The organism is Bacteroides intestinalis DSM 17393 (assembly GCF_000172175.1).
GTDB lineage: Bacteria > Bacteroidota > Bacteroidia > Bacteroidales > Bacteroidaceae > Bacteroides > Bacteroides intestinalis.
Map to the genome: position 1 here is coordinate 232,971 of NZ_ABJL02000002.1, position 19,002 is coordinate 251,972.

12 protein-coding genes and 1 pseudogene are annotated in these 19,002 nt (G+C 43.5%); 7 read left to right on the forward strand and 6 right to left on the reverse strand.

Annotation, left to right across the window (positions count from 1 at the left end; genetic code table 11):
* Nucleotides 1-33: 33 nt before the first annotated feature.
* From BACINT_RS01685 to BACINT_RS01705, 5 genes are all read right to left on the reverse strand, one after another.
* On the reverse strand, nt 34-2,079 hold the full coding sequence (locus BACINT_RS01685) for a RagB/SusD family nutrient uptake outer membrane protein (RefSeq protein ID WP_007660118.1): 2,046 nt from the start codon (nt 2,077-2,079) through the stop codon (nt 34-36).
* A gap of 6 nt (nt 2,080-2,085) precedes the next feature.
* Entirely contained in the window at nt 2,086-5,253 is a 3,168-nt protein-coding gene (locus BACINT_RS01690) for a SusC/RagA family TonB-linked outer membrane protein (protein ID WP_044154601.1), read from the reverse strand.
* A gap of 498 nt (nt 5,254-5,751) precedes the next feature.
* The gene (locus tag BACINT_RS01695; protein WP_052302165.1) at nt 5,752-7,203 is read right to left on the reverse strand and encodes a sialate O-acetylesterase; all 1,452 of its coding nucleotides are present in this window, start codon (nt 7,201-7,203) and stop codon (nt 5,752-5,754) included.
* A 40-nt stretch (nt 7,204-7,243) separates the two neighbouring features.
* Nucleotides 7,244-8,137, reverse strand: coding sequence for a sialate O-acetylesterase (locus BACINT_RS01700; RefSeq protein ID WP_007660123.1), 894 nt, complete (start codon nt 8,135-8,137; stop codon nt 7,244-7,246).
* A gap of 78 nt (nt 8,138-8,215) precedes the next feature.
* Nucleotides 8,216-9,256 carry a polysaccharide deacetylase family protein gene (locus BACINT_RS01705; protein ID WP_007660127.1) on the reverse strand — a complete coding sequence of 347 codons (1,041 nt, stop codon included), beginning with the start codon at nt 9,254-9,256 and terminating at the stop codon, nt 8,216-8,218.
* Nucleotides 9,257-9,643: 387 nt separating this feature from the next.
* Here BACINT_RS01705 and BACINT_RS01710 point away from each other — a divergent pair, with 387 nt between their 5' ends.
* The 7 genes from BACINT_RS01710 (at nt 9,644) to BACINT_RS01740 (ending at nt 18,050) form a co-directional block, all read left to right on the forward strand.
* On the forward strand, nt 9,644-11,164 hold the full coding sequence (locus BACINT_RS01710; protein ID WP_044154603.1) for a glycoside hydrolase family 28 protein: 1,521 nt from the start codon (nt 9,644-9,646) through the stop codon (nt 11,162-11,164).
* Between the two features lie 179 nt (nt 11,165-11,343).
* Nucleotides 11,344-11,763, forward strand: coding sequence for a hypothetical protein (locus BACINT_RS01715; RefSeq protein ID WP_007660129.1), 420 nt, complete (start codon nt 11,344-11,346; stop codon nt 11,761-11,763).
* A 125-nt stretch (nt 11,764-11,888) separates the two neighbouring features.
* A complete protein-coding gene (locus tag BACINT_RS01720) occupies nt 11,889-12,770 on the forward strand; it encodes a FecR family protein (RefSeq protein ID WP_007660130.1) in 882 nt (293 codons plus the stop codon).
* Nucleotide 12,771: 1 nt separating this feature from the next.
* On the forward strand, nt 12,772-15,501 hold the full coding sequence (locus BACINT_RS01725) for a carboxypeptidase-like regulatory domain-containing protein (RefSeq protein WP_044154604.1): 2,730 nt from the start codon (nt 12,772-12,774) through the stop codon (nt 15,499-15,501).
* A gap of 39 nt (nt 15,502-15,540) precedes the next feature.
* The gene (locus BACINT_RS01730; RefSeq protein WP_044154605.1) at nt 15,541-16,635 is read left to right on the forward strand and encodes a DUF4249 domain-containing protein; all 1,095 of its coding nucleotides are present in this window, start codon (nt 15,541-15,543) and stop codon (nt 16,633-16,635) included.
* A gap of 9 nt (nt 16,636-16,644) precedes the next feature.
* Nucleotides 16,645-17,394: a hypothetical protein gene (locus BACINT_RS01735; RefSeq protein ID WP_021967217.1), complete on the forward strand. Its 750-nt coding sequence runs from the start codon at nt 16,645-16,647 to the stop codon at nt 17,392-17,394.
* Nucleotides 17,395-17,696: 302 nt separating this feature from the next.
* Nucleotides 17,697-18,050, forward strand: coding sequence for a hypothetical protein (locus BACINT_RS01740; RefSeq protein ID WP_007660134.1), 354 nt, complete (start codon nt 17,697-17,699; stop codon nt 18,048-18,050).
* 121 nt (nt 18,051-18,171) lie between these two features.
* Here BACINT_RS01740 and BACINT_RS01745 read toward each other — a convergent pair.
* Nucleotides 18,172-18,931, reverse strand: a pseudogene (locus BACINT_RS01745) (transposase); the annotation flags it as partial.
* Between the last annotated feature and the right edge of the window lie 71 nt (nt 18,932-19,002).

The window sequence follows — 19,002 nt, forward strand, 5'->3', positions numbered from 1 at the left end:
TTTATACCTTTTGATTGTTCATTATTAAAGGGGTTACCATCCGGCATTCTGTACCAAACCGTAATTCTTGTTCACTTCCGTAATAGGGAACGGTTGTAAGTACCACTTCGGATCAAAACCATCTTTCCACCAAATACGGGTGTCAGTGATTTGGAAGCGTTCGAAGTCGAAGTGTGACGGTTCGTAGAAGTTAGGATCGTCTTCCTCCAAGCCTTTGTTGAAAGACTTATTGTACCACTGTTCTTCGGAACGTACCCAATCATTACCATTCTTCACCAAACGATAAATACGCAAGCCGTGAAGCGGACGTTCCAACAAGTCGGCACGCTTATAACGGATCAAGTCGAAGTAGCGTTCGTTTTGGAAAGCCAATTCGCAAGCACGTTCACGCATGATTTCCGCCAGCAGATTTTCTTTGTTAGATGTCAGGTCCTTATCGGGATTGCATTCCACCAGTCCTTTCAGACCCACGCGAGCACGTACGGCATCCACGTAATCGATGGCTTCCGTGAAACTACCTCTGGTCTGCACGATGGCCTCCGCGTATGTCAAATAGATGTCGCTCAACATGATGGCATTCCACTGCGGGAACTTCCTGTTCATGACACTACCTACCAGATATTTCAGCATACGGTAACCGGTGGCATATATCCCTGAATTGGTTTTCGGATCTTGTTTGGCATTAGTACCACCTACCCAAGTTTCCCAGTTATTACCGCTGGCACGTCCGTCACCCCAGTTCACGGCTTGGCGTGCACCGTTTACCACTGCGGTTTCATACAGACGAGGGTCGCGGGTATAGCGGATATTCTGCAACTGTTGTTTGCCTTTCACGGTATCGCCTTGAATGAACATATTGTCCAATCGGCCTTCTTTCTCCGCTTTTTCCCAATCGAACGGAGTACCGTCTGCCCAAGGGAACATCTCGACGTATTCTTGCGTAGGACAATAGGCGTAGCGACCATTGGTTTTGCTACCATCTACCGCAGAGCCAAATCCCAAATTGAACCAGCCATAATCATTACCACTGGCATTTTTACTACGGCGGACACTATGCAGAATTTCAGTACTGTTTTCCAGAATGTAGCCGCTACGGTAGGCATAACGGTAATCCTCCTGCGTATTTCCGGCCGGTTTTATCAACTGATAATGCCCCTGGCTTCTCATTTGTGTAAAGAAATCATCGCATGCGCCTTTCAGTTTCGTCCACAGTTCGGGTTTGCTGCCACCATACCAAGCGCAGGTATCAGCTTCATTTTCCAGCGTATATTTGCCTTGATAATAAGGTTGCAAATCATTGAACAAAGGAGACGCGGCGAAAGCCAGCACCTTACACTTCAACGCCATAGCACCCGCCAAAGTCCAGTGGCCTGTTTCCGACTGTGCTTCCGCACCGGTGTAAGCCCACGGCAATGCTTTGTTGGCGATTGCTGTATCCAGCAGTTCCAGCATGAAGTTCACGGTAGATTCCACACTGCGCCGGGGCAGGTCGTAACTGCTTTCGGAGCCGATAAACGACTGGCGGATAATAGGCAGACCGCCATACCAACGGAAAGCGATAAAATAAGTATAAGCCAGTAGGCATCGTGCTTCGTCTGCTATACGGGCTTTCTCGGCATCGCTCATGTCGGGCACTTCATTAATGCGTTCAATCAGCATCCAGCTGTGACGCACATTCTCCCAGATAAATTCGTTCGTATAAGGATAAATATTGCCGTTCTTTTTGTCATCAATAGCCGAACTCAGCGCACCGGCATAGTATTTGGAAAACACTGTGGTATTGTTGAAGAAAAGATGGAAGTCATCCCCCAACGCATCGGGCATTCCTTTCCAATAGTTCTGGCACTGCGGAGCAGCGTTCGTGGAATTGGTGGGCAGATTGTAATACTGTGTAGAGTAAATACTCGCCAAGAAGTTACGGGTATATTCCGGATTGGAAAACACCTCATCGGCAGTCACCGTGCCGCCCGGAGCCTTTTCCAGAAATGCGTTTCCGAACTTTATCTCATCCGTACAAGAAACCATTCCGAGAGTAGCCACAGCTGCCACACCTATGATATATTTGATATTCAGTTTCATTTTTGCTTAAAAATTAAGTTTCAGACTAATGGTATAAGTACGTTGAAGCGGGTATGAGGGCGAAGCGCTGGCACGTGTTTCGGGGTCACCCCAAATGAAAGGAGTAAAGGTCAGCAGATTGTAACCGCTCAATGCCACTTGGGCACGATCCAATCCAATCTTCTTGAAGAAAGGAAGTTTCATGTTATAAGCAAGCATAATCGTCTTCAAACGCAGATATTTCGCATCTTTTTCATAAAGAGCGCAATCCTGATAGTTGTTGTTAGCTCCGTTGGACCAAGTGGCGCGCGGATATTCATAATCCTGCCCCGGTCTGTCGGGATTCCATGTATTCTCAACATGATATTTCAGCAAGCCGCCGCGGTCTTTCGTCGTACGGTCCAGGAACGGATAGCGGAACACGTCGCTGATGACACGCGATACGTCCCAAGAACCCGTCCACTGCATGTTGAATTCGAAATCTTTCCATGCAAAACCGGCATTCAGACCGGCAATGTATTGCGGGTCGTCGGTATAGCCCAACTCACGGGTCTTATCGTCTTCATTGATTACGCCGTTACCGTCCAAGTCCACAAACACGGCATCACCGTCTTTCAAGTTAACGAGCTGTTTCGGGAAAGGCTGGCCGAATTTTTCTTCGTACAAACGGGGCGTGTCTTCGTCATAGAAACGGAAGAATTTGTACATATAGCGAGCACCGATCCGGTGTCCCTTCTCATACTGGTAAGCATTGGTATAGGGAGATTCCTTTTTCTCGATAATCTCATTCTGGTTGTGAGAGAGGTTCAGCGTAGTCCAATAGCGGAAGTTATCGTTCACCTTGTGATTCCAGTTCAAGGAAACTTCCCATCCCCAGCTGTCTACCACACCCAGATTGGCGTAAGGCGGCTGGAAGCCTACGATGGCGGGTGCAGTGTAGTCTTTCAGCAGGATGTCCGTACGGTGTTCCTTATAGTAGTCGAAAGTGGCACGCAGACGGTCGTTCCATAAGTTGACATCGATACCGTAGTTTTGTTTGAACGCCTTTTCCCAAGTCACCTCTGGGTTGTTCTTGTTGTTCACATCCTCATAATAAGCCGGGAGCAGCACTGAGTTTTCTACACCGAAGTTGTAGGCATAACCGCCACGGGTACCCATCTTATCACTATACAGAAAGGGATCGGCCAGATACATGAAGCGCGAGCCACCCACTTTGTCGTTACCTACCAAACCCCATGAGGCACGGAACTTCAAGAAAGGGATGGCTTTTTTCAAGGGCTTGAAAAAGCTTTCCTCGCTGACCACCCAACCGATAGAGCCTGCCGGAAACACACCGAAACGGCGGTCGGGGTGGAAGTTTTCGGAACCATTGTAACCTACATTGAACTCGGTTATATAACGGCTCTTGTAGTCGTAAGTGACACGGCCCACCAAACCTACATATCCGCGCGGAATGTCCGAATAAGTGCTAGGATAGTAATTCTTGCTCTGGTTATAGAGCACCAATGCGCCTACGGAATGATCACCGAAAGTGCGATTGTAGTTCAACTGTGCCTCAAAATACCAGTCGCGCGCCTTTCCGGTATCTTCACTGTAACTGACGGGAGTATTTTCGCCTTCTTTACGATAAAGAATACTGCCATCCTCTTGAATAACAGGAAAATATGAAGCACGTCCCACAGTACCTCCTTTGGTCACGTTGAACATATTGTTATACGAACCTTTGAGCTTAAATGCAAGGCCTTTGGTGATGAAGTCCAACTTCTGATCCAATGCAAGATCTAACTGCAACTTGTTGTTATTGTAATGGTAATAACCGCCGGTACCTCCACTGCTGTAATAATTCATGGCACCGCCTCCTGTAAAAGGCAAGGTCAGTCCATCGCTATAATCGGTGGTAGTGGCGATATTCTTTCCGTCAACGATACCCGGACTGCTGAAAGGAGTGGCCTGCAGCATACTCATAATCATGCCGGAAGCGCCCTGACTGGTACGGGGCTTCTGTGCATTGTCTACCGAACCGGCCAGGTTGAACGACAAAGTGGTAGTCTTGCTCACATCCAAGTCGAGGTTAGCACGATAGTTGAAACGCTGATAGCGGTAGTCATAATGAAAATCATCAAATTCGGTAAACAGACCACCTTGTGTCATGAGACCGGCAGAAACAAAGTAGCGCATGGTCTTGGTACCACCGCTGATGTTGACATTATGCTTGGATTGCATGGTAACATCTTTCATGATGTAATCGACCCAACGCATACTCGGAAAGCGGATGGGGTCGCTGCCGTCCCAGAATTTCTCAAGCACTCCATCCGAGAACATCGGAGTGAACGTCTCACCGCTAGAGAAGTCAAAGTCATTCCGCTGCATCTGGTTGAAGAAAGTCCCGTATTCATAACTGTTTGCCTGCTCTAAGAGACTAGTCGGAGTCAACGCAGAGAAAGAGGTGTTGATGTCAATTTTGGCCTGTCCTTCCTTACCGCGCTTGGTGGTAATCAATACTACACCGTTGGCACCGCGCACACCGAATACGGCCGTCGCCGAGGCATCTTTCAGCACAGTGATGCTTTCGATGTCTTCGGGGTCAATGTCCGCCATGGAACGTTCCACGCCATCCACCTGAATCAACGGTTCAGAATCTGCCCAAGTACCCTGACCACGTACGAAAATCTTGGCAGCATCCGAACCCGGCTCACCCGAATACTGTACGGTAGTCACACCGGAAAGCTGACCTGCCAACACGTTGTTTACGGAAGACACCGGTGTACGAACCAAATCATCCGTTTTCACACTCGAAAGCGCACCGGTCACCGTCACTTTCTTTTGCACGCCATAGGCTACCACTTCCACTTCGGCGAGCATTTCGGAATCTTCCAATAAAACAATCCTCATATTCCCGGCAGTCGCTTTCAATACCTTGGTCTTATAACCAATGTATGAAATCTTAATGTTAGTACCCACCGGGACATCCAATTTGAAATTACCATCCAGGTCGGTAATCACTCCAGCCTTGCCGTCTTCCGACAAAACATTAGCTCCAATGATAGTTTCTCCATTACCATCTACCACAACACCTTGAATACCTCTCTGCTGCGCATAGAGATTCACGGAAAGCACTGATAGCAATGTAATGAAGAAAAATTGCCTGAACTCATGCAGGCAACCAAACAGATTGCTTTTTCTTCTGTTTTTCATGCATTCTTTTTTTTTAGTTAACATTATAGTTTTAATTCTCAATTTAATTTTGATAAATCAAAAACGTTACTTGAAACAGATTGCAAATGTAACCACATAGATTATGTGATTGAATGTAAAATAGTACAAAAGCATGTAAAAACAAACGCACGGTTAAAAAGGTATCCTACCCATCGCTTTCCGGCACTATTCTCCATACTTTTACATGATTTTCCATGAAAAAACGGACCCTTAAAACAGGCCTTCTGAAGAACGATAATTAAAAATCAACTTATGCACAATAACCATTCTTTTCCAAGGTACACCCTTTACCTCAGATGGCTACATCCTTTTGCGCAGATGGCTACACCATCCGGGAACAAAGGGGTATTGACAAGCAAATTACACAAATAAAGGGCTGCGCTGTTATCAGCTATTACTAAACTATTTTTCTCCTATTGGGAAAAAATATCTTTCCAGTTAGAAAAATAAAACACCCATTATACCATTTGTATTTTTTCACCTTTCTGACAAAGAAACCCTTGAAAAAGGAATCGCAGGCAAACCTTCCGAATTTACAAGATTTGGCATTGCCGTTTCATGCCAACCGAAACGCACCTGTACCGGTTGCACGATCTCAGGATGATAAACGACTACTTTATTCCGTCCTCTTATATCTGCCAACGCCGGGCGGAACACTCCGTCCTTTCCTGCAATCTCAAACCAGTCCAAGCGACCTTTATTGTTTGTTTTCAGCCCATCAGCAACGTGCCCGAAAGATACCACTATGGAATCAGCCACAACTTCCGCCTTATCGGCACAAGGACCCGACCAAACCACTTCCGCCAAGCCATAATCTTTAGCTAAAGCTACACGTGCCAGACGCTCTCCCACTTTCCATTTATAAGAAGGATGAATATCCCTCAGCTTATCTACAAGATCCGATACCACAACAAAATCAGTATTCGGAATCATGCTCCTCGCCTTTATCTGCTGCTGATGGAATATCGGCAACTCTTCGGCAGTAACCGGTGGCCTATCCTTAGACATCCTATTAGAATAGAGATGCGGAGCCAATAATACAGAATAGAACGGTGCACCCGGAACATTAAAAGCCTCCCTCCAACTATCTACCAATACCTGATACTTTTCAGCATATTGCCTGTCACGTATCATGCAATTACTCTCTCCCTGATACCAAAGACAGCCTTTAATGGCAAAGGGAATCAAAGGAAGAACCATTGTCTCATACCGGCCACCCGGAATCATGCCATCCATTTTACCTTCACCTTCTTTAAGTTGCGGACCGAAAACCGGAGAATGTTCATACGCTTCCTTCGATGTCCAAGTCTCTATGCGCGATCCATTTACGGCAGCTGTTATAATACCTACGGGTACATCAAGCTGTTCTTGAAGAGCTTTTCCGAAAAAGTAACCAACTGCTGAAACTTCTGCAAGACTTTCGCCGTCTGCCACCTTCCACGATACCGGTTTATCGTCGCGCCTGACCACAAAGACACGAATCATCTCATTAGCCGGTTTCCGGAGCTCCAAAGCAGCCAGATTCTCTCCTTTTGCCGGAAGGGCATAATTACCCGGTAGTTTCATTTTATATACCATATTCGACTGTCCGGAACATAACCAAACTTCACCTACAACAATATTATCATAAACAATACTTGTTCTTTTCCCTTTTATCGACATTTGCTGAGGATTTTTATTGGCAGCCATCGGCTTCAACTCGGCCATCCAGCGTCCTGAAGCATTTGCACGTACTTTCACCCGCTGTTTACCGAAAGAAATTAAAATAGACTCATTAGGTTCGGCCGTTCCCCATACAGGAATCTTCTGTCCCTGCTGCAAGACCATGTTTGATGAAAGCACTTGGGGTGTCGACAACTGCGCATGTGCAATCATATTGGAAAGCAACACTCCGAGAATACACAATAAAGTCCGTAAAATCAATTTCATACCCACTAATTTATATTATCAATACGTTTCCGGAATTCCTTTAAAACATTATTTCAGCCAAACGCTTATACATTTCCCGCCCCAAATGCTCTGCCGATTTTTTATTAAAATGAAGTCGGTCATTCAATAACTCTGCATCAGACATATCTATCAGATAAGCATTTGAATCTTCCTCTGCCAAGCGGCGCATACCTGCTTCCACCTCACTGCTATAGGATTTATTACTTCTGGCAACTGTGCCGAATATAAAGGGAAGCTTCGAATAATCCTTGCCTGTTTTCTGACTTAAATGTGTGCGTACATAAGTGACTACAGCTTTCAGATTGTCATAATAATCTTTTCCCTTACGCTGATCACTCTCCCCCTGATGCCAAAGAAAAGCATCAATTTGATACCCTTCTTCCAACTTCGAAAGAGTTTGATCAATACAAATATCTATTTCCTGAATGAATGACAATAAAAGTGATCTTCCTCCCTTAGATGTCGATTCTGTTTGAGATAGCCATTCAGGATCTGCCGACCAATATCTTCCTTTTGCAGAATCATAATTAGGAGCAATAGAGGTTCCACCAACTGCCCATTTGATCACATAAAATTTATCTTTTAATAACTGTTCCAGCCAATAATAGGTCACAGCATCATAGGCCCACAAGTTATTTCGCTCACTTCGCGCAGCCCGAGGCCAAAAAGGGATGAATTTTCCGTTCGGATCATTCTGTGCAATCCGGCAATAAGGATATGCCCCTTCGGAATACTCTGCAGTATCTTTTGCCAATGCTTTAATATAGTCCGGCAAGTCCTTATTTGAAGTTCGCCCGTCAGTGTTCGACTGGCCGGCTGTAATAATTACATGAACCGGTTTGGAAGTTGTCACACAAGAACTACTTGCAATAAGGATAAACAACAAAATAAAATACATCACCACTTTTCTCATAAGACTTTCATTTTTAATAAAGTTTCATGTTTGCCGATCCTTACATATCATAACAGACATGTTTTTTTATGATTTTACTTATTTAAGATTTACTTCTATCACCCCTCCATAAGGATTAAAGTCAAAAACGGCTTTATCTGTATGAAGTAGCACAGGCAGTTTCTTCCCGTCTTGTCTGACAGAAATCTTTTTTATCTGCTTTCCTTTAATAACCAGCGTCAACGGTTCTATAAATAACTCCTTATCCAAAGTCAATTCCGGAGTTATTCTTAAATGATTTTTTTCACATACAATATCCAACTGAGTCGCTCCCTTTTCTTCAACATAAGCCGCCACTTCACGGAATGTCCCAACCCAGATTTTATCCTCCTTCGCTTTTACTTGATCCAAATGATCCCAGAAGCGTTGTGGATTACGAAAAGCATCATAACCATAGGTCAGGCCATGCGTCATCCCTACCCCCCAATCATTAGTTTCTATTAAAGTATTTACCCAAGCTTCCAGGTTCTGAGGAGTAGATTTACTACCGATAGAACGTTGTTTGGTTCTTGTACCTACCCGGTTCTGAACAGCAATCTTCTTAGCCTCTTCTTTCTTATTGTTATTAGGATACACAAAAGTGCGGGGCATGACTCCTGTATTGGCAAAGATGGCACTATCGTTCTTATAAATATCCTCTCTGATTTCCTCTAACGGAAATCGGGCAAAATTCTTATGTTTCCAACCATGATTCGATATCTCATGTCCTCTGTCCGATAAGTCTTTCACTTGCTCCCAGCTCATCCTCGTGGTATCCGTAGTTAGTCCACCATCGCTATTAATCTTAGAACCATTAATAGCAAATGTACCCCGGAATCCCCTTTTCTCAAACTGAGGAGCAACCAATGAATATTGTTCCGCCAAACCGTCATCGAATGTATAACTGATAGCACATGCCTTGTCACCTTTGTACGGAGCAATAGACAAAATATAGTGTTCTTTTAAAGCAGTCTGGACAACAAGAGTGTCTTGTCCACTCATGCAGTAATGAGTCCCTCCCTTCTTTGTGAAAGTTATCTGTTTGGCATTTACCGGCATCCCAATACCCAGTGCAAGCAAAATCACGAATAGCTGTCTCATATCCTCTATTTTTCAATAATATTAAAATGTATCGCAAACTTAGCACCAAATAAGAAAAGAGGCAATGTAAAAACGGACAAAAACATAGAAAACCGTGCTTTTCATCAGATTCCAGTACTCCCAGCCTTTCTTGAAACGCACTTGCTCCATACCAACACCGTACTTTCTCCGTGTAGAGGTACCCCTGAGTGGAGAATGTACGGAGCAAGTACTGTTCGGATACACTTCAGATATGGACAAGGTATGAATAGCGTACAAAAACAAATATTACATGCATCTGTACATACCTCTATATAATAAATAGTGCAAATGCCCTACTTTAGCGGTGATTTTTTCAGTAGAATTCATGGAGATCGGATCACAATTAATAATCAATATTTTAATTATATGAAAAGAAGATATACCTTTTCCCTGCTTTTGTCAGGAGCACTTCTTTTTTCGTGTGCACACCCCCGACTTGATACTAATAACTTTGAATGGGGAGAAATCCCTCAACAACCGGACTTCTCTTGGACAGAGAATGTAGGTAGCCGGCAATTACCGGATAGTAGTACAGTGGTATCCGCTAACTCCTTCGGTGCTGTTGCCGATAGTACGGTTCTTAGTACAGATGCCATTCAAAAAGCAATAGACAGTTGCGCACTCTCCGGAGGAGGAACCGTTACGCTGCAACCGGGTTATTATCTGACAGGAGCACTCTTTGTCAAAAGCGGGGTTAATCTGCAAATAAGTAAAGGCGTGACCCTGATAGCCTGTTCTGATATTCATTGTTATCCGGAATTCCGCTCACGCATTGCAGGTATTGAGATGGTATGGCCCGCAGCAGTAATAAATATCATCGGCGAAGAGAAAGCATCTGTCAGTGGCGAAGGGACTCTGGATTGCCGGGGTAAGATATTTTGGGATAAATACTGGGCTATGCGGAAAGAATATGAAGCCAAAGGTTTACGCTGGATTGTGGATTACGACTGTAAGCGTGTCCGCGGTATCCTCGTTGAAAACAGTTCGGACGTCACTCTAAGTAATTTTACATTGATGCGTACCGGTTTTTGGGGATGCCAGATTTTATACTCTGACCACTGTACAGTAGACGGATTAATTATTAATAACAATATTGGCGGACGTGGTCCCAGTACGGATGGCATCGATATCGATTCGTCCACAAATATCTTGATAGAAAACTGTGAAATAGACTGTAACGATGATAATATATGCCTGAAAGCGGGTAGAGATGCCGACGGGCTACGTGTCAATCGTCCTACGGAAAATATAGTGATACGCAATTGTACAGTCCACAAAGGCGGAGGGCTCATCACCTGCGGTAGTGAGACTTCCGGTGGCATACGAAATGTGCTGGCTCATGATCTCAAAGCATTCGGCACATCAAACGTATTGCAATTGAAAAGCGCCATGACACGCGGTGGAGTCATTGAGAATATCTATATAACACGCGTAGAAGCTAAAAATGTCCGTCGGATTTTTGGCGCCGACCCTAATTGGAACCCTAAATATAGTTATAGTACACTTCCCGAAAATTACAAAGGCAAAGAACTCCCCGAACACTGGAAAGTTATGCTTACACCAGTAATACCTTCCGAAAAGGGATTCCCTCACTTCCGAAACATATACTTATCCCAAGTGAAAGCGACCAATGTTCAGGAATTTATTTCTATTTCGGGTACAAGCGACTCTTTACGCTTAGAAAATTTCTATCTGCATGCTATTGAAGCACAAGCTCAGAAGGCAGGAATGATCCGCTTTACACGGAATTTCAACGCGACAGAAATAAAGCTTGCAGTACCGGAACCTCGTTCTATGCTGTTAGAGGAGAATGAACAGAGCAATATCCGGATAGAATATGTAAAGACTGTCAGCAATCAAAATATTGTTGAGAATCAAGCTAATTAAAGTATAGCCCCTTTATATCGTATGGCTCTTGTTGGATCATGTATTATCCGGCAAGAGCCATAATCACATATTCCCCCCTCTTCCACACATTAACACATTTTAGTTTTATTCCTATAGGGAGTTCTTTCACCGCCCCTGTCTTTAACTATGAACTATAAACTAGACTAAATTAAAACAGTATGAAACAACTTTGTAAACAAATGGCGGGAGCCGTAGCTATTCTCTTCATCCTTGCCGCATGCAGTGAGAACAATTCCAATTATCCCGAAGAGTATGTAGGCTTTGACAAGACTACCAAGAATTATTCATTCGACAGAAGTAAAGATGTTGAAGAGTTCGACATTAAAATTATCGCCGCAGAGAAGAAAAAAGAAGACCGGGAAGTCCTTATCAACGGAGTAAGTATGCCAGGACAAACTGTCGTATTCAGCATCGAGGATAAAAAGGTTATTATTCCTGCAAAAAAGAAATCTGCCAATCTGCGTGTGAAGATCTATCCGAAGAAAATAAAAAATAAGGCAGAGTTTCGTATCGTCTGTATCCCGCAGGACAAGGAAGCGAAAAGAACACAAATCACGGTCTACCTGCAACCCAAATAACCTTAACCTGACTTTCACTATAATAAATAATGAGAATGAATCAGCAAAAGATGCAATTTCCCAAATAAAAAAAGGATTTAGCGTAGGGAGTTTTTTCATTTCACCTGTCTTTATAGAAAAGAAAGATGAAGAACATGGAACAAGATTTTGAAAAAATACTCAATAAACTCGTAGCCTCCACCCGTTCGCCGAGAGGAAAATTTTCCAAAACTAACAGTTGGATACTTCTAGAAAAACGGTTACCACGTCTGCAACACCGCATTCTTCCATTGCGCACTATGGCGAATGCAGCCGCCGTTGCCGTGCTTTGCGTACTGGGATGGTGGGCATACTATATGTTCGCCCCGGTACCATTGCAAACCGTATCCACGCTGGCAGAAACACGTAGTATAACGCTACCCGACCAAACAGAAATAGTACTGAACCGCTACTCTACTCTGACTTACCCCGAACGGTTCAGAGGAAAAGACCGGAAAGTACAGTTGCAGGGTGAAGCTTACTTCGAAGTCAGTAAGGATGCGGCACACCCTTTCAAGGTGGAGGCCGAAGCGGTTATAGTACAAGTTTTGGGTACTCATTTCAATATCGAAGCCTATCCCGAAGATGCGCAAGTTAAAACAACGTTACTGGAAGGTTCTGTTGCTGTCAGCCTCATCGGTAAAGAAGAAGAACGCCTAGTACTCTCACCTAACGAAAGTGCCATTTACAATAAGGATAAAAAGAGCTTAACTTTACATACCGAAAAGGATGCATCGGAAGAGATTGCCTGGAGAAACGGAACACTGCTCTTTAAAAGTATTCCTCTGCAGGAGATTATCCGGCAACTTTCCAATGCATTTCATACGGACATTCGTATAGAAGATGCTGATTTGCAGAACTACCACATGACGGCTACTTTTTCCGATGGTGAAACATTGGAAGAAATCCTTTCTTTGCTTTGTCGCAACCAAAAGTTTGGATACACAAAAACGAATGACATTATAACGATCACACAAAAATTAAACTAGAATGAAATCCTCTATCTGCTCACCCCGCACCATCAGGAAATTATTCCTGGTGGGAGCGGTTCTCCTCTCGACCTGTACTCTACAAAGTACGCTCGTATTTGCCACTTGTATTTTACAGGCCAACCCTTCACAAACGCGTTTTAGTATTAAACTACAAAATGTCACACTGGAAGAGTTTGTGAAACAAATGGAACAAAAAACCGGTTACAGCTTCATCTATGGAGAAGAAGTACGCCTGAATAGCCGCATCACATTGGCTGTCCGCGATCTCACTATCAATGAAATCCTGCGGAAGGTTTTCGAAATGCAGCCTATAGGCTTCGAAATATCAGGAAAACATATTTTACTACATAAGCGGCCCATGCCGCAGAAAACCGTAAGCCGGCGGTTCACGATCAGCGGATACGTAACGGACGGAGCGTCTTCCGAGACGCTGATTGGTGCCAATGTTCTCGATAGTCGTCAGCGTGTGGGCACTGCCACCAATCCTTTCGGTTTCTATACCCTCACCTTACCGGAGGGGGACGCTGAATTAAGTTTTTCGTATTTAGGGTACGAAACACGGCACAGTTCGTTCCCGCTAAACAAAGACACCGTGCTCAATATTCGCCTGAACACTAATAACGAACTGGCGGAAGTGATCATACTTTCGGATAAAAAGGAAGCCGGCATCCAAGCCACCGCCATGGGTGCACATGAGATTCCCATGGCACAAATACAACATACACCCGCTGTACTGGGGGAGGCTGATATATTGAAAACCATCCAGCTAATGCCAGGCGTACAGGCAGGAACCGAAGGCTTCTCCGGTTTATATGTACGTGGTGGAGGACCGGATCAGAACCTGATATTGCTGGACGGTATTCCGGTATATAATGCTGACCACCTATTAGGTGTCTTCTCTATCTTCACACCCGAAGCTGTGAAAAAGGTTACACTGTTCAAGAGTTCTTTTCCGGCACGCTACGGCGGACGTCTTTCGTCTATTGTAGACGTGCGTACCAACGACGGGGATATGAAACGTTATCATGGTGCACTGAGCATAGGTACACTCACTGATAAAATACATCTGGAAGGACCTATTGTCAAAGATCGCACTTCTTTTTCGCTTAGCGGACGTACTACGCACACTGCTTTTATGGGAAAAGCTTTCAGTAGTGACGGTGATGAGTTCAATTATTACTTCTATGACCTCAATGCCAAAGTAAACCATAAGTTTAATGATCGTAGCCGGCTTTTCCTGAGTTTTTATCATGGGAAGGATCACTATCACTATAACTTCAAAGAGAGTTACGGTACCAGCGATTGTTATGAAAGCAAAAATGGGCTGAACTGGGGAAATACAATCGTTGCTGGACGTTGGAATTACGTATTTACCAACAAACTGTTTAGCAATACAACCGTAGCTTTCAACAGTTATCGCATGATCTTAAAAGGCAGAGCAAAAGAAGAAAATATCTACTCTTCATCACAGTCCTACTTCTATCAATACGATTCTGAGTATCGTTCGGGAATCCGTGACTGGAGTTTCCGGACTGACTTCGACTATACACCTATTCCTTCACACCACATAAAGTTTGGTGTAGAATACCTATACCATACCTTCCGTCCGGAAACCAATACTTCAAAAATGAAAGAAGAGGAAAATGGTGTAACTGAACAAGACACCTTATATAACAGTATTTCAAACAGTTACCTGCACGGGCATGAGGCTTCTGTTTATGCAGAAGATAATTTTGATATAGGTAGCCGTACTAGTTTAAATGCAGGAGTACACATTTCTCTGTTCAATACACAGGGGAAGAATTATTTCTCTATACAACCGCGTCTTTCCGTTCATTATCGATTCGATCATGGTTTCTCAGTAAAGGCATCTTTCTCCCAGATGGCTCAATATGTACACCAACTCTCCTCCACTCCACTCGCCATGCCTACAGATTTATGGGTACCTATTACCAAAAACATACGTCCTATGCGTGCCAATCAATACTCTTTAGGCGGATATTATACCGGAATCCGGAGTTGGGAGTTCTCCATTGAAGGATATTACAAACAGATGCGCAACGTACTGGAATACCAGAACGGGGTTTCTTTCTTTGGTAGTTCAACCAATTGGGAAGAGAAAGTAGAAATGGGTAAAGGACGTTCAATGGGCATAGAGTTCATGGCGCAAAAGACCATAGGTAAAACCACCGGTTGGTTGGCATATACCCTGGCTAAAGCAGATCGCCAATTCAAAGACGGCAGTATCAACGATGGTGAGCGTTTTCCCTATAAATACGACCGCCGACACAGTATTAGCCTCTGCCTGAACCATAAATTCAGTGAACGCATTGACATTGGAGCTTCCTGGATATACAATAGTGGCGGAACAGTTACCTTACCGGAACAGCAAACGGTCATTCTCAAACCTGATGGCAGCATAGAGCAAACTGACTACATCTCCAAACGTAATAACTACCGCCTACCTGCCAGCCATAGATTGAACATTGGGGTGAACTTTAACAAGAAAACCAAGCATGGCATGCGAACCTGGAATATCAGCCTCTACAATGCTTATAATTCAATGAACCCAACACTCGTTTATGGCAAACGGCGCGATTATGATTACCTCGCCTATAAAGATGAACACGGTAAATACACAGGTGGTTATAATACATCAAAGCTATTCATAAAGAAAATAACTTTACTACCGATCATTCCGTCTGTCACCTATACATACAAGTTCTAAGATATGACAACAAATAACCATAGAACCGGAAACAAAAAAATGAAAACAAGAATTTGCTCTTTACACCTTATCATATATATAGGTATCATCCTTTTCTCCACCTCCTGCGAGAATGAAATCCCCTATACCCCGGCTCACAGTGAACCACAACTCATTATGAACGCCCTCCTTGATGCAGGAGAACCGGAGAACTACGTATATCTCAACCTAAGTGGTACACATGGCCTCTCACACGTAGAAGAAGCTACTGTAAACCTATATGTCAACGGGAAGCTTGTCGAAAAGGCGGAAGAACTTCCCCCACTCAAACCTATTGGTAGTCTGGATATGGTCTATGATCCCAATGCACCTCTCAATAACCTCCCGGAAATAGCAAAACGCAAAAAATTCCGCATCACTACCCCTTTGAAAGCCGGTGAGCAAATTTGTCTGGAAGCGATAGCTGAAAATGGCAAATATCATACAACAGCCGAAGTTACCGTTCCCTATCCGGTAAGCTCCATCCAAATAGATACATGCCTCATCCCCATCAGAGTGTACAGCGGATGGGAAACCCATCGCCAGTTTAAGATTACCCTGCAAGACCGCCCTAATGAGAAAAATTACTACCGCTTGGACATATGGAATGACATTGCCGTTCACGGACAATACGACAGCCGCATAGATACCGTCCTCTATGCCAGGGAAACAGCTATCATCAATCGGGAAGATGTGATACTGACAGATGGAAATCCCAGCAGTAGTGAAGATGATGAAGATGATTTTTTCGGTAGTTACATTGAAAATAAATATAATGTCTTCACCGATGACCGCTTTTCTGATGCTACCTGTACATTGAAGGTTTATACTCAACTTTATCATGATTACAATTTATGGCTTTATAACGTCACTCGCCGTTCCAAAAGTATCACTGTCCGCCTGCTCAGCATCAGTGAAGCTGAATTCCGCTACTTAAAAGCCCTAAACACTCTGGAATCGGGTAATTATGAAGAAGCACTTATGGAACCGGTCATGATACCAAGTAATGTAAAAGGCGGGCTCGGATTTGTAGGAATCAGTTCGGAAACAAGAATGACAATGCAACTGCCCGATGAGATTATTGACAATGAAAACTTACCACCATATACTCAATAAGATTATACCATGAAGCATTATATTCTTCTCTTGTTAATAGCCGTGTCTTTCTGTTCCTGCCGAAGTTCGCGCAGCATGCAGAAAGAATTGAATGGCATGCGTAGCAATCTTTTCTATGAGCTTATTTCGCAAGAATATACCGGCAAAGTCAAAGACAGCATCTATCTGGATTTTATAGATTACTCCAACACTGATTATTACAGCACTATCAAGCGGAAAGGTGGTTTCTTCATTCCACTGATTATCTTTAATAGGCAACAGGATCGCTTCCGCACACGGCTGGGTGAGCATTCTCTCAGCCAACTTTATCGTGAATTCCTCACGGATGCATTATTAACTGAATGTAATAGTAGTACCTGCTTCCAATTAATAGATAACAAAGACAATCAAGTTCCCGCTGACTCTGTTTACCGCCTGGAGGTAAAAGTCAGGCAGAATGAAACAACTGGTGGCGTTGTTTTAAATGAAAGCGGATTTATTTGGTTCGAAGGTGGTTACATTACCTTGCAAAGTGCTCGTTACCGCCCGGCACAAACTCAACTTTCCATTTCTATACGTTTTTCGTACAATGGCGATTGCTTGTTAGACAAAACCTACAATGTCAAGCATAAGCAGTCTCGCAGAGATCGGAACTATGAAGATTCCTATGCCGCCAATCAAGGCTGTCTGGATGATATGGCCGAATGTCTGTCACTTGCTACCCGGGAAATTGTTGAAGAAATCAGCCAGGAGCTGAATTTACTCATGTCCGCCCGATAGCCCATTATACATTACACGCAAAGTATCCACTATCATTCTGATCAACCGTGTACGATAACTATATTACATTCATATTACAAAAAAGACCTCAAACAATCAAAATAACATCATATAATTGATCTACATCAAGAAATAGTCATCAAAACAGCACTTTCTTTCTTTTTCATTTTTGTGTTATAAAACATATTTCTATATTTGCACAGGTAAAAAGAAAAAGCTAAGCGCTTAGAGCTGTTTTCAATAGGTATTAGATTTTTAGAGTTAGAATTGTTTTTAGGTATAACAAATTAAAAGTAGGTATTATGAAACGTTTAGGATTAACATTAATGGCAGCAGTCTGCCTGACTGCTACGACATTTGCAGCAGGAAATCAACCTACAACTGCAAAATGGGATGGTAACATCAACGTAACCAAGTTGAGTAAATATTTGAATTTATCCGCTGACCAGCATGAAGAAGTAGCAAACATTTGCGATTACTTCTCTACACAGATGGAACGTGCTACAACTGCCAAGAAGGATCAGAAAAAGAAACTTCACAATGCAGTTTATGGAAACTTGAAGTTGATGAGAAAAGCACTGACTGACAAACAATATGCTGAATATGCAAGAGTATTGAATGTCACTTTGCAGAACAAGGGTATCGAAATGAAATAATTTCACATCGATAATTAGGAATATCCTTTTTGATTAATAAATAAATTGTAAAAGGAGGTTGTGTCAAAACGTTGGCACAACCTTTTTCTATAATTTATCGTCCTGTTATCTTTTCTTTTGTCTACGCCGCTTTTTTCTCATTCATTTGGTAACAAGTTGCTATATTCCCGTTGTATCGGGTTATAAATAGTCCAATAAATATAGATTTAGTAAGTGTAATGAGCTCCTTTCCTGTTTTTCTCAGTTTTGCACACATCTTTTTGATATTAAAAGCTATGGCAAAGAAGGCAAAGTCCATTGTCACCTTGTCTTCTCCCACATGCCGGAACCTCCTGTATGCCATGTTGTATTTCATTTGTCCGAACACAGCTTCCGGTTCTATACACCGCCTGCCCCTATGCCTGACTCCTTCTTCTGAGACTAACCTTTCCCGTGCCTGCCGTTTGTATTGGTTTAACCGGTGGTTGACTTCTATAATACGGTTCCCCCGTGCTTTAAAACAACTTCCATGCAAAGGACAACCTTCGCATCTTTGTGCTTTGTACCGGGCACTTTCGGTGATGTATCCGCTCGCTGTTTTGTCATGTCTGGTTCCTATGCGGTTCATGTGTTGCCCCATCGGACAAACGTAATAATCCTCCCCCGCATTGTAATGGAGACTTTCCGCATGGAACGGGTTGGGAGTATAACGGGGACGCTGCTCTTTATGGAAGTAGTTGTACTTGACAAAGGCCTCTATCCCGTTTTCCTGCATGAACCGGTAATTTTCTTCGAGCCGTAACCGGAGTCTGCCACACCGATACCGGGTAAGCGGTATAGCGGTGCTGGAAGGAGTGGAAGAAAGGGATCAGGTCAGCGTATCGGTGGGGTGGAAACAGCCGAGTCTATGATGATGATTCAGTACCTGTTGTATAACCCGGCCTGACTGCGTCTTCATGGCGTCTTCTTTCTT